A 15232-nucleotide genomic window follows, 5' to 3' on the forward strand; every position below is an offset into this window, starting at 1 on the left:
GAAGAGCCAAAATCTGTTCATATCCTCTTTTGAGGCAGGCCCCGGAACAAACTCTTGGAATAACGGATGGCATGCTATTTCATCCTTATCCATAGCAGACAAATAGGTCAGTTCTTGGGTTTCAAGTAAATTCAAATGTTCACTAGATACCATCCCGCGATCAAACACAAGATGACACTTTTTTAAACCGAATCGTTGTTTAAGATCGTTAACCACACCAGGTAAGGTGGTAACGTCTTGAGTATTTCCTTCAAGCACTTTCCAGTAAAATGGTGAACCTGCGGGGTAATTAAAAGAGCAATAACGATTTGCTCCAAGTCTGGCCGATGATCACGAGAATACCCCAGTTTAGCAATCATGCAATGACTACCTTCCATATAGGTAGAAGTAATGTCATAGAAAAATCCTTCTCCAACGGTAGGATCAAGACGCTTAAGCTGAGTATAGAGATGGGTTTGTAAAGCGTCTTCCTGCCTGTTAAGAAAATCCAATTCCCGGTATACGGCATAATCATCCGGTAAGTTGGGGGAGCCAAACAGTGCCGGTAATATTGTTCCCTGCATCCATTCCACGACGTGGATTTTGCTGAGTGGCTCAATACAGCGGTTGAGCACCATTGCTTCTATTAATAAGCTATCAGGGAAAAAATGGTGTAACTGATAGGTTTCCCAAAGGGAATGCAACAGAATTATGGGTAGAAACAACCAATGCTTTGTGACTACAATATCGGACGCCTTAGCTAACACCAGGTCTGAGTCCTGTTGTGCTTTAAGAATTAATTTCATTCTTTCGGCATCATCTTCAGACATGACACCAAGATTTTGGATAAGTCGATGCTTTGGTTTACCATCTTTATCCCTATAAGAAGCGACGATTTTATAGTAATTGTAAGTTTTATCTTCTTGCTTAATGGTAATTTTTTTAAGAAACATTGTAGCCCTCCGACTGGAAATATTAGGACTACAATATTATACCATATAACGCAATAATTTTACGGTTTCAATAGTTAAATATAACCTTAAATTTAGGACTACATTTTCAGGGGTGGAACCTGCATGCCTTGATATATCTGGGTTTGGAAAAATATGTCGCCAAACTCCGGTTTTAAATAAAAATTTCATACTATATAAACCTCAACCTCTTAAAAACTGTTGAACCGGATTATAATAGAACTGAAGCTACGCATCCTTATATGAATAAAGTAGCTGTCGCTGACGGTGTCAACGTGCTGATGGTCGGCGCCGGACATAGTGGCACTGGTTGGGATTCTATAAAATTAGCCATTAACGGCAAATTTGGCAATCCTGACCTCGCCTATCGCATTGTGCTTGGCGCCGGTCCCGACAGCGACATGGTCAAGGAAGGGCAGATCCGGGACAAAGCCCTTTGCCCGAACGGCATGAAGCGATGGGTGATGGATCCGGAAGCTTGGAAGATCACAAGTGTAACAAGTAACAAATAAACAATAACTTGATTTGGGTTATTAAAACAGGGGAGTGGGGGTAACGCCTGCCCCCTGTTTTAACTTTCCCGCCGGGAAGCCCCCCGCCGAAAGGGTGGTTGGAAAACTTTCATAATCATTGTAAGTATGGAGGTGTGTTTCTTTGTACCGTAAAGGACAGGCTTTGCTCAAAGGATTGGAAAGGGCAAGAAAAATTACAAACAGCATAGATTGTAACAGCATTGATTGGGATAAATTTGATTCTTTCAGGTTTATATCCGAATACACCGACCTGAAGGATGTGCTGCTGCAGTATAAAGATAAGCCCATTGATATAGACAACATCTGGATCTGTGAACTATTTAATGAAGGCCGGCAGATTGAAAAGAGAATCGAAGATGTTCTCAATGCCATTCAAGGGTACTACACCGGCATATTTGGCTGGAAATCCAAGTGGGAAGAAAAACTACAGGAGATAATGGAGATTTCCGGTGACCTTAGGCAATTTGAACAGGAAGTGTTGGAATATCAAAATATCACGATCTTTTCCGATATTACCAACTCGATGAATTCATCCAGTCAAATGCTGCGGATTATTAAGCATAAAGAAAGTCGTGCCTATGATATCATCCATTTAAAATTGTCCAGCATTGAGAACAAGAGGATAAGTTATTTAAGTCTCTTTATTGCCATGAGCGTAACGATTATTTCTGCGCTTAATCTATTATGTGGGTAGATTAAAAAATGACGAAAGAGAAAGGCTATACTTCTGCCATGAAAGTATAGCCTTTCTCTTTCGTTTTTTTCACACCGCCTTAAATTTGAAAGACGGACTCTGCTCTTTTACAGGTCAGATGATCGATTATTTCCTCATCAATGCCAAGATTTCTTAAATGATGAAAGGCTTTTATCACGCCGGTGGGATCATTGGGGAACAGGTTGCTGAAATCACTGTTTAACATGCCGTTGGAAAACCGGTCAATATTGTCGGACAGAACTTCCAGGGTAACGTTTCTCGTACGTACAGTAATAGCCGGCACAGCCCCGAACTGGTTGATCTGCTCAATTATGTCGAGGTTGGCATGGTCGATTACCAGTAAATGCGGGGGGATTGCCACCTGCCCGGCGATGCGCAGGGTCAGGTCCATAATAGGGAGTCTGTTTTCAAAGGGAATATGAACGATGATTGGTACCTGGCAATCCCGGGCTATTTCCAGCTGAGCCTTTAAGACATCCTGCTCCAACTGAGAGCCCTGGTTCATACCCACTTCTCCCATTCCCACCACCCCATCCGTCTTAAGAAAGTCCGGCAGGGCATTGACCACCCTGGTCCAGTCATGGGGAATGCCCGCCGGATGAACACCGATGGCGCTGTACAATTGAATGCCCAGGGCTGCCGCATTTTTTCTGTAGAAACCCGTGATCAGCCGGAAGTGGTCAAAATAGCTTTCGGCATGTTGGGCGGCCAACACAATGGCACAGGTGATGACTTTTTTAACGCCACCCTCTGCCATTGCCTGCAGGCCTTCGTAGGGGAGCATCGTTACGTGGATATGGCTGTCCACCAGATTTTTTCCATAATCAGGACCTCCTTCCAGGAAATAGATGAAGGTTAATTTAACAGACAACCTAATGCGTCTTTTTTTCTTTCATATAATTAATGGCAATCTTTAGATATCGCAATTCCTCTTCGGGCAGCATGCAGCTGCAATGGGGACAGGCGACAGAATCCTTTTCTAAAATATCATCGGGGCCAATGGAAAAGGTTTTATCACAGTCAGGGCAGGTAAATTGTACATCGATTTCGCTCAAGAGAGCACCTCCACAGCTATTTTAACAGGCCCGGCCTTGGAACCTTTATCACTCTTTTTTCCTGGCTGGTTTTAAGCTGCCGGTACCTGCAGTACAAAGGAAGACAAAAAACAAGTACACCCAGCGATAAAACCATGGGTTCCCAGGAAAGAACGGTGGACCCCAGAAACAGACCATCCAGAAAAAGCACCAGTGAAACAATGAAAAGGGACGAAGACCAGGCCATCAATAAAGACGGCAGTGTACTTTTTGGCGGGCGGTATAACTTTATGCCAAGCAAAAAAAACATAGTCACTAAAACCCAAACCCAAGACGCCAGCATGATTATTTCTCCTTACGTCGTACTATGTCTCATTATAGTCCTAACTGGCGTTTTTGAAAACCATAATCACATTTTTTGCCGGAACAAACTATTTTTCTCAGCTTGTGACAGAACCTCTTAATGGTTTAACACAAAATATCATCCCTTATACCCAAATTGGGTTAAAAACTTGTCCCGGTCTGGTAAACTATCTTTAAAAGGTTGCTTGGAGGATATAAAATGGATTTCTTTGATCCTGAGACGGTTTTAACGAATCTAAAAAACAGTAACAGGAGTGCCGGCAACGGGACTCAATCCATAAAAAAAGCGGAATGCAAAAAATGCAACGATCGCGGCATATATATGGAAGGGGAATTTGCAGTTCCCTGCGCTTGTGTAAAACGCAAGTTGTTGGAAATAAAATTTAAGAACTGTCAAATCCCAAAGGCCATGTTTAATCACTCCTTTACTAATTTTAACTTTAAATATTATTCTTCCGTCATTAAGGAACCCTTATCGAAGCGCACATATCTTGAAATTGCCCAAAAAACCTACCAGTATGCCCAGGAGTTTGCCAGGGATTTTGTAAAAGGGGCTGCCAGGGAAGGACTGCTGATCCAGGGGCAGGTTGGGTCCGGCAAAACCTTCCTGGCCTGCTGTATCGCCAATTACGTTTTACAGCATTCCGATCAAGCAGTATTGTTTGTGGTGGTTCCCGATTTATTGGAGAAAATTAAAGCCAGTTACAGCCATGCCAGTCAATATACGGAATACAGCCTGGTGGAGTCGGCCTGTGAGGTGCCGTTGTTAATCATGGATGACCTGGGCGCGCACAGTTATACGGAGTGGACCAGGAATAAAATTTATAACATCATTAATTACCGTTTAAATCACGAACTTCCCACTATCATTACCACAAATCTTTTCTTAGCCGGGGATTTAACAGAGTTAATTGGCGAGAGAACAGTCTCCCGTATTGAGCAAATGTGCCGGCCCCTGTGGTTGGAAAGGGAACGTGATATCCGGGAAGTCCTCCGTGAGGAAAAGGCCGGACAGAACAGCGGCCTGCGGTAGAGCTTTTCGGTACAAAGGGGATGTACGTGCCCGGGCAGTTGCCGGGTGACAGCAGTGTAAAATAACGTATAAAAGCGAGAGAATAGAAGAGCAACGGTAAGTACCTGTGAAAAAAAGAACAATTAGAAAATAATACAAATCTATTGACCTTTGGTTGGTTTACGGTATAATGAATACAACAACGGTGGGGGTTATTAACTGCATATGTTGCGGTTTAACTCTTGCCTACACACAACTTTAAAAAAGTCCACACCTGTGGGCTTTTTTGCACGTTAGGATGCCTTGCACCGTGCTTGGACCAAACCAATATTATGTTGAGAAATATGGTTTTTCCATATATAATAAGTCTCTAGAAAATTTTGTTTTTGGGAGGACGCAGACCGTGACCGAAGAAATGGTAGCAGACGAACTAAAGAGCAGTGACAAAATTATTGCCGGTGAGATTATTTCCACAGAACAACATCCCGATGCCGAAAAGCTGACTGTTTGTACCGTGAATGTGGGTCAAGAGGAACCGCTGCAAATTGTCTGCGGAGCCAAAAACGTCGCCCCCGGACTGAAAGTGCCTGTGGCGCTGCATGGCGCAAAACTTCCCGGCGGCAGAAAAATTAAAAAAGGGAAGTTAAGAGGCGTTTTGAGTAACGGCATGATTTGCGCCCAGGACGAATTGGGTTTTGACAGGGACATAGACGGTATCTGGGTCCTGGACGACCGGGTTGAAATCGGTACCCCGGTCCCCTATAAAGAGACTGCACAGGAAGAGGCTGCGGAATAAAAAGCCCCGCCCCAATGGTTTTTTGGGGCGGGTAAATATTTTCTCCTAATATCTTTGCTTTTAACGGATGACACTGAAAAACCAGACAAGCATCAGGGTCTGAATGACAAGTTTCAGTAAAGCTCCTCCCAGGAAGCCAACCAGCGTACCTACACCGGCCCGCACCGCCTGGTCCATATTGCGCCTGGCCAGAAATTCACCGGTGACGGCACCCAGGAAGGGACCCAACAAAATGCCCAGGGGGCCCATGAGAAACAACCCCAGCAGGCGCCGATGATTGAGCCCCAGACGGCTGATTTTGAGCCGCCGTATCTTTTTACCCCCCAAACACCGGCCAGGTAATCCACACCAAAGACAAAGGACATTAAAATAAGTTGGCCCAGGAAAAACTGCCAGGTTAAGTGAGCAAACTGCTCAAAGAAGCCGTAAATCAGCATGCCGATCAGCAATAAGGGAGCGCCGGGAAGGACGGGTAGAAAGGTTCCCGCCATACCTAAAACAAAAAATATACTGGCAATAAAGAGACCGGGAGTGGACATGTAAATCACCTCATCCTATTATATGCATATTTTGCCATAGGGTTCAACTGTCCGGTAAAAGGAATAATTATTGACGGTTCTATAATTCCGAAGATATAATCTGCAGGGAAGAAAGGCAATCCTTGAACCGTCACAAAGTATTGACGAAAGAAGGGTGAAAAATTCTTACCAGGTGGAGATTTATTCACACAGGAGTCTTAGATGCCTGTATGAACATGGCGGTGGATGAAGCCATTCTTACCTGTCAAAGTCAGGGGAAGGTGCCACCCACCATTCGGTTTTACCAGTGGCAGCCGCCTGCCATTACAATAGGCTATTTTCAAAGGATTAATGAAGAGGTAGACCTGGAAGCTTGCAGAGAATCAGGCATTGATGTTGTACGCAGGCTGACCGGGGGCAGGGCGGTGCTGCACCACAGGGAACTTACCTACAGTCTTGTGGCCTGCGAGAATGACCCGCATGTTCCGGGTGGTATATTGTCTTCGTACCTGGCCATCAGCAAAGGTCTGCTGGCAGGGCTAAAAAAATTGGGCCTGGAGGGGAAAGTGGTGGAAGGAGGGGCGGAACGTTCCAAAGGTACCGCCGCCTGCTTTGATGCGCCCTCCTGGTACGAAATAACCATTGACGGCAAAAAAGTCATTGGCAGTGCTCAGACCAGAAAACATGGCAGCCTGCTGCAGCATGGCTCCGTTCCGGTCATCCTGGAAGCGGCTGAAGTCTGCCGGTGCCTTCGGTTTCCCTCAGATAAAATGAAGGAATATACCCTCCGGCGGTTAAAGGAGAAGGCTGCCGGCTTGGCCCAATTTTTTGGGGGGTACGGGCCCCCGCTGTCAAGCATTGAAAAAGCCTTTTTTGACGGATTTGCAGAGGGTCTGGGAGTCCACCTGGCGGCAGAGGAACTGACCCCGGAGGAAAAAGACCTTGCCCGCCACCTCTGCCGGAACAAATACCGGCAGGACCATTGGAATTTCAAACGCTGAGTTTGTTCGCTTACTGAATGGGGAAGACTAAAAAAGATAGGAAAAAACGGGAGTAACTCATGAACATTCGACTGATGATTGCAGTTTTGGCCGCCAAGTTTGCTTCCTTTATCAGCCAGCGGTTTGGCTGGAAGGGTTCTTCGCTGCCCGGCGTGGTGGCCCGCAGAATTTATCGAGGTACATTAAGGGATTTAGCCGGGCAAGCCCGCCGGGGAATTGTGATGGTGACCGGCACCAACGGCAAGACAACCACCAATAATATGATCGCCAATGTCATTGAGGCCGGGGGCTTCCGGGTGGTCATCAACCAGGAAGGAGCCAATTTAATTACCGGCGTTACCGCGGCCTTTATCAAGCATGCTGATTGGTTAGGACGCATTCAATATGACTATGCCCTGCTGGAAGTGGACGAAGCATCCTTTCCCGGGGTGGTTAAAGAAGTTAAGCCACAGATTGTTGTGGTGAACAATTTCTTTCGGGACCAGTTGGACCGTTACGGGGAGCTGGACAAGACGGTTCATCTGGTAAGGGATGCCCTGAAGACATTGCCGGATGTGCACCTGGTTTTAAATACCGATGACCCCCTGGTGGCACAGATGCAGTCTACCACCGGGCATCCGGCCAGTTTTTTTGGTCTGGCCCCCAACCAGAGACCGGACACCGGCGCCAGGCAGACCCGGGAAGCACGTTTTTGTCCCCACTGCGGCCAGGAACTGCATTATGACACCTACCAGTACAGTCAATTGGGTTCCTACGCCTGCGAAGATTGCGGGTTTAAACGCCAACCCCCCCAGGTGGAGGCCGCGGCTGTTGAGACCGTGGGTACAGGTCTTCGCTGCCGGGTCAAGTATCCGGCAGGGGAAGTACAGTTAGCCATCCATACCCAGGGCTTTTACAACCTGTACAATGCGCTGGCTGCCTTTACCGTGGGCTATTTGACCGGCATTGAGACGCCGCAAATCCTTGCTGGACTTCTCCGTTACAAACCGGCCATTGGCAGGATGGAAACCTTCCGCTATAACGGTAAACCGGCCATTTTGAATTTGGTAAAAAACCCGACCGGGTATAACGAAGGGGTGGCAACTCTGCTGAATATACCCGGCACAAAAAATGTTTTCATGGCAGTAAACGACAATGATGCGGACGGCAGAGATATCTCCTGGCTTTGGGACGTGGATTTTGAACATCTGGCGGACAACCACCGGGATATGATCATATTTGTTTGCTCAGGCCTGAGGGGCGAAGAGATGGCCCTGCGGTTAAAATATGCCGGCGTCCCCCTGGAGAAGATTACTGTAATCAGGGAAATGGAAGCGGCCATTCAAGAGGCGTTGGCTGGCCCCGGAGAAAGCACCTATCTCTTCTCTACCTATACAGCCCTCTGGCCTGCCCAGAAAATATTGTCGGGACTGGCGGTGAAGGAGGACCTCCATGCTGAAGGTTTGTCATCTTTATCCTGATTTATTAAATCTGTACGGTGACCGGGGGAACGTCATTGCCTTTGCCCAGCGCTGCCGCTGGCGCGGCATGCCGGTAGAAGTGCTGGAAGTCAATGTAGGGCAGCAGGTCAATTTTGATGACATCGACTTCCTGTTTCTTGGCGGCGGCTCGGACCGGGAACAAAACCTGATGGCGGAAGATCTGTTAAAGCGCAAGGATGCCCTCAGGCAGGCCATTGAAAAGGGACTTGTGGTGCTGGCCATTTGCGGTGGTTACCAAATGCTGGGCCAGTATTATCTCACCCACGAGGGACAACAAATCCCGGGGTTGGGCATCTTGGGCCTGCACACCCGGGCCGGCCATAAAAGACTGATCGGCAATATCGTCATTGAAGTAAACATTGACGGAGAGCCGGTCAAGGTGGTAGGGTTTGAAAATCACTCCGGGCAAACCTTTATCGGAAATCTAAATCCCCTGGGCAAAGTTCTGGCGGGTTTTGGCAACAACGGTCAGGACGGCTGCGAGGGAGTACGCTATAAAAATGTGTTTTGTTCTTACCTGCACGGCCCCCTGCTGCCCAAAAACAACCAACTGACGGATTTATTGATCGGCCTGGCCCTGGAGCGGCGGAGCGCAAAAACAGAGTTAAAACCGCTGAACGACGAATTGGAAGAAGCCGCCGTAAAGGTCATGGTGAACCGGCTCCTGTAAGACCTGAAGGGAAATTGCTTTAAGCAAAGGGTAAAAGGCGGTAAAAAACCAGATAAAATTTAACAAGAAAGCATTGTCAGCCACCTTGCCGTTTGATACAATAATCACAAGAGGTAATATTGTATACAAGATACGGGGGGTGGTTTCATGCAATACTTAATCACCTGGATAGAAGGCGAAGAGGTATTTTACCGTCTGGTTCCTAAGTTGAATTTCGACCACTCACTGTTGGAGGAAAAAAACTTGATTATCACCAAGATTGGTGAAGAAGAGATCGACCAGGAGAAAAAGCCCCATTAATAAAATTGATTTAACGATTCATTCATTTTTGCTCCCTTGAACAAACAAAATTTCATAATTGTCATGTTAAACATGAAAAAGTTCTAAACACTGCCGCTGGGTGGTGTTTTTGTCTTTTATTTACTCCGGGGTTTGCCCCGGCTTTTTTCTCTTCTGGTATTGATTCAGGGAACCTTTTCTACGGTTGCGAATAGAATAGACAAAACCTGCAAGCACGGTAAACACCGCAAAACACAAGTTGTTACCTTTCGTACAAACCGTCTTTTTATCCGCTTGCGGGCATATAAATCATATAGTTAGTTTTTACCCCGCTGATTTGACTGTAAAGGAGTGATATAAGGGTGGATTTTCTAAAACGTATGGAAGATTATCGTTCAATGGAGAACAGTTTGGCCTGGGAAGGTTCCTTTCAGGATTATCTGAACATAGTAAAGAAAAAACCCTACGTTACCCAGCTGGCCCATGCAAGGATATACAACATGATTAAAGAAGCCGGTGTTGAAGAAACGGAGAGAGGCAGAGATTACAAGTTTTTCTCAAAGGAGATTTTTGGCCTGGCGAAACCCCTGGAAAAACTGGTGGAAGAATATTTCCACCCGGCGGCCCGCCGCCTTGATGTCCGCAAGCGCATCCTCCTATTAATGGGACCGGTCAGTGGAGGAAAATCCACTCTGGTGGCCATGCTGAAACGGGGTCTTGAGCAGTTCAGCAGAACGGAAAAGGGGGCCCTTTACGGCATCAAAGGGTGTCCCATGCATGAAGAGCCCCTGCACCTGGTGCCCAAGGAATTACGAGAAGAATTTATGAAAGAATATGGAGTCTATATTGAAGGGGAAATTTGCCCGTCCTGCCGTATGCGGTTGGAAACAGAATTTAACGGTAAAATTGAAAACTTCAGAGTGGAAAGGATTTTTCTCTCGGAGGATGACCGGGTGGGGATTGGCACCTTTACCCCTTCAGATCCCAAGTCCCAGGATATTGCCGACCTGACCGGCAGCATTGATTTCTCAACCATCGCGGAATACGGTTCCGAGTCCGACCCCCGGGCCTATCGCTTTGACGGTGAGCTGAATATCTCCAACCGGGGGTTGATGGAGTTCCAGGAGATGTTGAAGTGCGATGAAAAGTTTCTCTGGAACCTGCTGTCCCTGTCCCAGGAAGGGAACTTTAAAGCCGGGCGATTCGCTTTAATTTATGCCGATGAAATGATTATCGCCCATACCAACGAAAACGAATACCGGATCTTTATCAGCAACAAGAAAAATGAAGCCCTGCAGTCCCGCATTATCGTTATGAAAATTCCCTACAACCTGCGGGTTTCCGATGAAGTGAAAATCTATGAAAAACTGATCGGGCAAAGTGATTTAAGCTGTATCCATATTGCTCCCCATGCCCTGCGGGTGGCCAGCATTTTCTCGGTCTTGTCCCGCCTCAAGGAATCCAAAAAACAGGGCATGGACATCGTCAAGAAAATGAAACTCTATGACGGGGAAGATGTGGAGGGCTTTAAGCAAAAGGACCTCAAGGAACTGCAAAGCGAAGCTGTGGATGAAGGCATGAGCGGGGTGGACCCGCGTTACGTCATCAACCGCCTGTCCTCGGCTTTAATCCGGACCAATACCCGGTGCATCAATCCGCTGGATGTGCTGCGGGCCATCAAAGACGGCTTGGACCAGCACCCGTCCATTACCCAGGAAGAAAGAGAGCGGTTATTAAACTTCATTTCTATCGCCAGAAAAGAGTATGACGAAATGGCCAAAAAAGAGGTACAGAAAGCCTTTGTTTATTCCTTTGAAGAGTCGGCCAAGGTATTGTTCAACAACTATTTGGATAACGTGGAGGCCTATTGTAACGGCGTTAAGGTAAGGGACCCCATCACCGACGAGGAAATGGATCCGGACGAGAAACTGATGCGGTCCATCGAAGAGCAGATCGGTATTTCGGAAAATGCCAAGAAAGCCTTCAGAGAAGAAATCTTGATTCGTTTATCCAGTTATGCCAGAAAGAATAAAAAGTTTAACTACAACAGCCACGAAAGACTGCGTGAAGCCATTGAGAAGAAATTGTTTGCCGACCTGAAAGATGTGGTGAAAATTACCACTTCCAGCAAGACTCCGGACGGGGAGCAGCTCAAGAGAATCAATGAAGTCAGTGCCCGCCTCATTGCGGAACACGGCTATTGCCCTGTCTGTGCCAATGAACTGTTAAAATACGTAGGTAGTTTGTTGAGTCGCTAGGAGTGATGGTTGTGACGTATAATTTTATTATTTCCCGGGAGGACTGGTCACTTCACCGTAAAGGTGAGGTTGACCAGCACCGTCACCGCGAAAAAGTCCGGGAAGCCATTAAAAAGAATTTGGCGGACATCGTCAGCGAAGAGGGCATTATCTTGTCGGACGGGCGCCGTGTGGTGAAAATACCAATTCGTTCCCTGGAGCAATACCGCTTTCGCTATGACAGCCGCAAACAAAAACACGCGGGACAGGGTGACGGCAAAAGCAAAGTGGGCGATATCATCGGCAGTGATCCCCAGCAGGCTCCGGGCAAGGGTCCCGGGGCAGGAGAAGAACCCGGCCTCGACTATTACGAAGCCGATGTCACTATCGACGAAATTGAACGAATTATCTTTGAAGATTTAAGCCTGCCCAATCTGGAGGAAAAAAAGAATAAAAAATTGGCTTCCGAGTCCGTGGAATTTAAAGATGTCCGGAAGTACGGCATCCAGAGCAACATCGACCGTAAACGGACCATTCTGGAGGTCCTGAAACGAAATGCCTTAAAGGGTGATCCCGGTCTCCACGGCATCACGCCGGAAGATTTGCGCTACAAAACCTGGGAGGTGGTGCCCAAGTATGAGTCCAGCGCTGTGGTACTGGCCATGATGGACACCTCCGGTTCCATGGGCCCCTTTGAAAAGTATATCGCCAGGAGTTTTTTTTTCTGGATGGTCCGGTTTCTGCGCACCAAATATCAAAACGTTGAGATTGTTTTTTAGCCCACCATACCGAGGCCAAAGAAGTGACCGAAGAAGAGTTTTTTACCAAGGGAGAAAGCGGGGGCACCCGGTGTTCCTCGGTCTACCAATTGGCCCTGGACATCATCAATTCACGTTTTCCCAAGGATGATTACAATATTTACGCCTTTCACTTCTCGGACGGCGACAATCTGACCAGCGACAATGAGAAATGCATCCGGTTAATTGATGAGCTTTTGTTAAAGTGCAGTCTGGTGGGTTATGGGGAAATTGAAGGCCCCTATTACTATACCAGTACGTTAAATTCCTACTATAAACGCATCACCCATTCACGTTTTATCAGTGTAACCATCCGGGATAAAACCGGGGTATATCCGGCCTTAAAGACTTTCTTCAAAAAACCCGACCAGGAGGGTGGGTAGTCTGCATGAGCGATTCAATTGCGGAAGAACTGTGGCAGTTGGAAGAAACAATCCCTAAAATGATTGAAATCGCCCGGGATTTTAAACTGGACTTTTACACCATGCGTTTTGAGATCTGCCCGGGGGAAATTATTTATACCTTTGGCGCCTACGGCATGCCGACCCGGTATACACACTGGTCCTTCGGCAAATCATACCACCGGATGAAAACCCAGTACGACTATAACTTGAGCAGGATTTATGAAATGGTGATTAACTCCGACCCCTGTTATGCCTTCCTGTTGGAAGGCAATACCATCATCCAGAACAAAATGGTGGCCGCCCACGTACTGGCCCACTGCGATTTCTTTAAAAACAATGTTTATTTCAGCCATACCAACCCCAGGGATATCATAGAATCCATGGCCGTGGCCGCTGACCGGTTTCGCAGGTATGAAATGTTGTACGGTCAGGAAAAAGTAGAAGCTTTTGTGGATGCGGTGATGTCTGTCCAGGAACACATTGACCCCCATAGAATGATGAAACGGAAGGAGAAAAGCTGCGGCAAGAAAGAAAACTGTTGTGGCGAAAAACCGGCTACACCCTATGATGACCTGTGGGATTTGGATAAACCGGCCCATTCTTGCAGTTGCCGGGGAGGATGTAAAACGAAACATACAAAACTGCCGGAGCAGCCGGAAAAGGATCTCCTGTTGTTTATTATGGAAAATGCCAAAGACCTGGAAGAATGGCACCTGGACATCATTTCTACCTTACGGGACGAAATGTTTTATTTCTGGCCCCAGATGCAGACAAAGATCATGAACGAAGGTTGGGCCACTTACTGGCATTTAAGAATCATGCGGGAAATGGAGTTAACAGAAGCAGAGGCCATTGAGTTTGCCAAAATGCATGCGGGGGTCGTCTTGCCTTCCCGCAACAGTATCAACCCCTATTTTTTGGGTTTAAAAATGTTTGAGGATATCGAGAAACGCTGGGATAAAGAATTTGGTGAAGGGGCCGGTCGGGAAAAAATGTTTGAAGTCAGGGAAATGGATAACGACATTTCTTTCCTGCGCAACTACCTGACAAAGGAATTGGTGGAAGAACTGGATCTATATTTGTACCGTAAAATCGGCCACGACTGGAAAATCGTCGAGAAAAACTGGGAAAAGGTACGGGATCACCTGGTTCACAGCATGACCAACTGCGGTTTCCCGGTAATTATGGTGGAAGACGGGGATTATGGCAAACGGGGGGAACTGTATCTGCGTCACGTCTTTGAGGATAGGGAACTGGACATCAAGTATTTGGAGAAGACGTTGGTCCATGTTTATCAACTATGGAACAGGCCGGTCCATCTGGAAACCAAGATCGATAACAAACCCGCCCTGTTCACCTTTGACGGAGAAAAGGGAAGCAGGAAGTTTCTTTAAATTTCGGGTTCTTTGTGTTGCTGATTCAACTAAAAAGGCCGTCAGGCTCGCGTTTATAACCTTGTTGGGGTTATCGGCGTGAGCTTTTTTGTTGAAAGAAGACAAGCTGGCCTTTTAGCAGGACATTTGTCAAAGGTGGTTGTTCTTTTTGGACACCGGCCGGTAATTGATCAATAAAGAACGGGCATACTACAACAAAAAACACTGGAGTGAAGTCAGCATGAGACCCTTGTGGAAAGGTGCCGTAAGCTTCGGACTGGTATATGTGCCGGTGAAAATGTATGCCGCCACGGAAAAGAAAAATATTAAATTTAATTACCTGCACGAGAAATGCAAGACACCCATTCAATACCGTCGTTACTGCCCCTATTGTGATACAGAGGTGGCCAATGAGAAAATCCTCCAGGACGGCAAACCGTCCTTCAGCGCGCTGCAGACCCGGGGTAAGATTTCTGATGCTCTTAAAGTTAAAAGGCTGTCCCGGCAAATCCCGGCCACATTTATCGCTTTTGATGTGCTGTACAAAGCGGGAGAAAATGTGATGGGTATGACCACCCGGGAAAAAAAACAACTATTGGAGGAGATCGTTGAGCGAGGTCCGGATCTTATCATTTCCCAGTATGTGGTGGGATCCGGCGTTGACTTTTACCGGGCAGTGACTGCCGCCGGCTTGGAAGGCATGGTGCTAAGCGCCTGGACAGCCCTTGTCTGCCGGGCAAAAGATCCCCTGCATGGAAAAGGTCCGGCTGGTGCAGTCCGCGGAGTGGGCTATTTGCGGTTGGGAAAAGGGGGAGGTCAAGAGAAGCCTGGGCGCCCTCATCCTGGCAGGGTATCAGGACGGAAAGTGGATTTGATGTCACTAGCGTTGCATAAATAAATTTCCAAAATGTCAATATCTAAAATTCTAGAAAAAAACCAATAAATCATTGTTTTTCCAGCAATATCCTGTAAAAATGATTAAAATCTCCTTATAATTGAGGTATAACAGGTAGTCCTGTCCATAATCTCAAAAATAAGGAGACATCGCATGGACAAGGATACCAATAAA

Annotated in this window: 12 protein-coding genes and 4 pseudogenes; 12 read left to right on the forward strand and 4 right to left on the reverse strand. The window is 46.8% G+C overall.

What is annotated here, in order from left to right; translation table 11 throughout:
• Positions 1-932: pseudogene (locus tag P378_RS12675) on the reverse strand (IS1634 family transposase); the annotation flags it as partial.
• Between the two features lie 260 nt (positions 933-1192).
• On the opposite strand from P378_RS12675, the gene P378_RS12680 reads away from it, so the two are divergent.
• Both P378_RS12680 and P378_RS12685 read left to right on the forward strand, forming a co-directional pair.
• Entirely contained in the window at positions 1193-1462 is a 270-nt protein-coding gene (locus P378_RS12680; RefSeq protein ID WP_099083507.1) for a hypothetical protein, read from the forward strand.
• Positions 1463-1604: 142 nt separating this feature from the next.
• Positions 1605-2177 carry a hypothetical protein gene (locus P378_RS12685; RefSeq protein WP_099083508.1) on the forward strand — a complete coding sequence of 191 codons (573 nt, stop codon included), beginning with the start codon at positions 1605-1607 and terminating at the stop codon, positions 2175-2177.
• Positions 2178-2256: 79 nt separating this feature from the next.
• Here the strand turns inward: P378_RS12685 and P378_RS12690 are convergent, their stop codons facing one another.
• Complete coding sequence (locus P378_RS12690; protein WP_238473194.1) at positions 2257-3069, reverse strand: TatD family hydrolase; 813 nt, start codon at positions 3067-3069, stop codon at positions 2257-2259.
• 1 nt (position 3070) lies between these two features.
• The gene (locus P378_RS12695) at positions 3071-3253 is read right to left on the reverse strand and encodes a hypothetical protein (RefSeq protein WP_099083509.1); all 183 of its coding nucleotides are present in this window, start codon (positions 3251-3253) and stop codon (positions 3071-3073) included.
• Positions 3254-3794: 541 nt separating this feature from the next.
• On the opposite strand from P378_RS12695, the gene P378_RS12705 reads away from it, so the two are divergent.
• Positions 3795-4628: an ATP-binding protein gene (locus P378_RS12705; RefSeq protein WP_099083511.1), complete on the forward strand. Its 834-nt coding sequence runs from the start codon at positions 3795-3797 to the stop codon at positions 4626-4628.
• 394 nt (positions 4629-5022) lie between these two features.
• Positions 5023-5301, forward strand: a pseudogene (gene ytpR / locus P378_RS12710) (YtpR family tRNA-binding protein); the annotation flags it as partial.
• Positions 5302-5463: 162 nt separating this feature from the next.
• On the opposite strand, the pseudogene P378_RS12715 reads toward ytpR, so the two are convergent.
• Positions 5464-5942: pseudogene (locus tag P378_RS12715) on the reverse strand (DUF456 domain-containing protein).
• Between the two features lie 209 nt (positions 5943-6151).
• Here P378_RS12715 and P378_RS12720 point away from each other — a divergent pair.
• From P378_RS12720 to P378_RS12755, 8 genes and pseudogenes are all read left to right on the forward strand, one after another.
• Positions 6152-6922, forward strand: a complete 771-nt coding sequence (locus P378_RS12720; protein ID WP_099083512.1) for a lipoate--protein ligase family protein — start codon at positions 6152-6154, stop codon at positions 6920-6922.
• Positions 6923-6981: 59 nt separating this feature from the next.
• Positions 6982-8382: a MurT ligase domain-containing protein gene (locus tag P378_RS12725; protein ID WP_099083513.1), complete on the forward strand. Its 1401-nt coding sequence runs from the start codon at positions 6982-6984 to the stop codon at positions 8380-8382.
• Positions 8354-9073 carry a type 1 glutamine amidotransferase gene (locus P378_RS12730; protein WP_099083519.1) on the forward strand — a complete coding sequence of 240 codons (720 nt, stop codon included), beginning with the start codon at positions 8354-8356 and terminating at the stop codon, positions 9071-9073. Before P378_RS12725 ends, P378_RS12730 begins: the two co-directional genes overlap by 29 nt.
• 147 nt (positions 9074-9220) lie before the next feature.
• A complete protein-coding gene (locus P378_RS19710; protein WP_180261096.1) occupies positions 9221-9373 on the forward strand; it encodes a hypothetical protein in 153 nt (50 codons plus the stop codon).
• 341 nt (positions 9374-9714) lie between these two features.
• Positions 9715-11610: a PrkA family serine protein kinase gene (locus P378_RS12740; protein WP_099083515.1), complete on the forward strand. Its 1896-nt coding sequence runs from the start codon at positions 9715-9717 to the stop codon at positions 11608-11610.
• A 5-nt stretch (positions 11611-11615) separates the two neighbouring features.
• A pseudogene (gene yhbH, locus P378_RS12745) lies at positions 11616-12769 on the forward strand (sporulation protein YhbH).
• 5 nt (positions 12770-12774) lie between these two features.
• A complete protein-coding gene (locus P378_RS12750; protein WP_099083516.1) occupies positions 12775-14184 on the forward strand; it encodes a SpoVR family protein in 1410 nt (469 codons plus the stop codon).
• 220 nt (positions 14185-14404) lie between these two features.
• A complete protein-coding gene (locus P378_RS12755; protein ID WP_238473196.1) occupies positions 14405-15061 on the forward strand; it encodes a Ku protein in 657 nt (218 codons plus the stop codon).
• Positions 15062-15232: the final 171 nt, after the last annotated feature.

Source organism: Desulforamulus profundi, assembly GCF_002607855.1.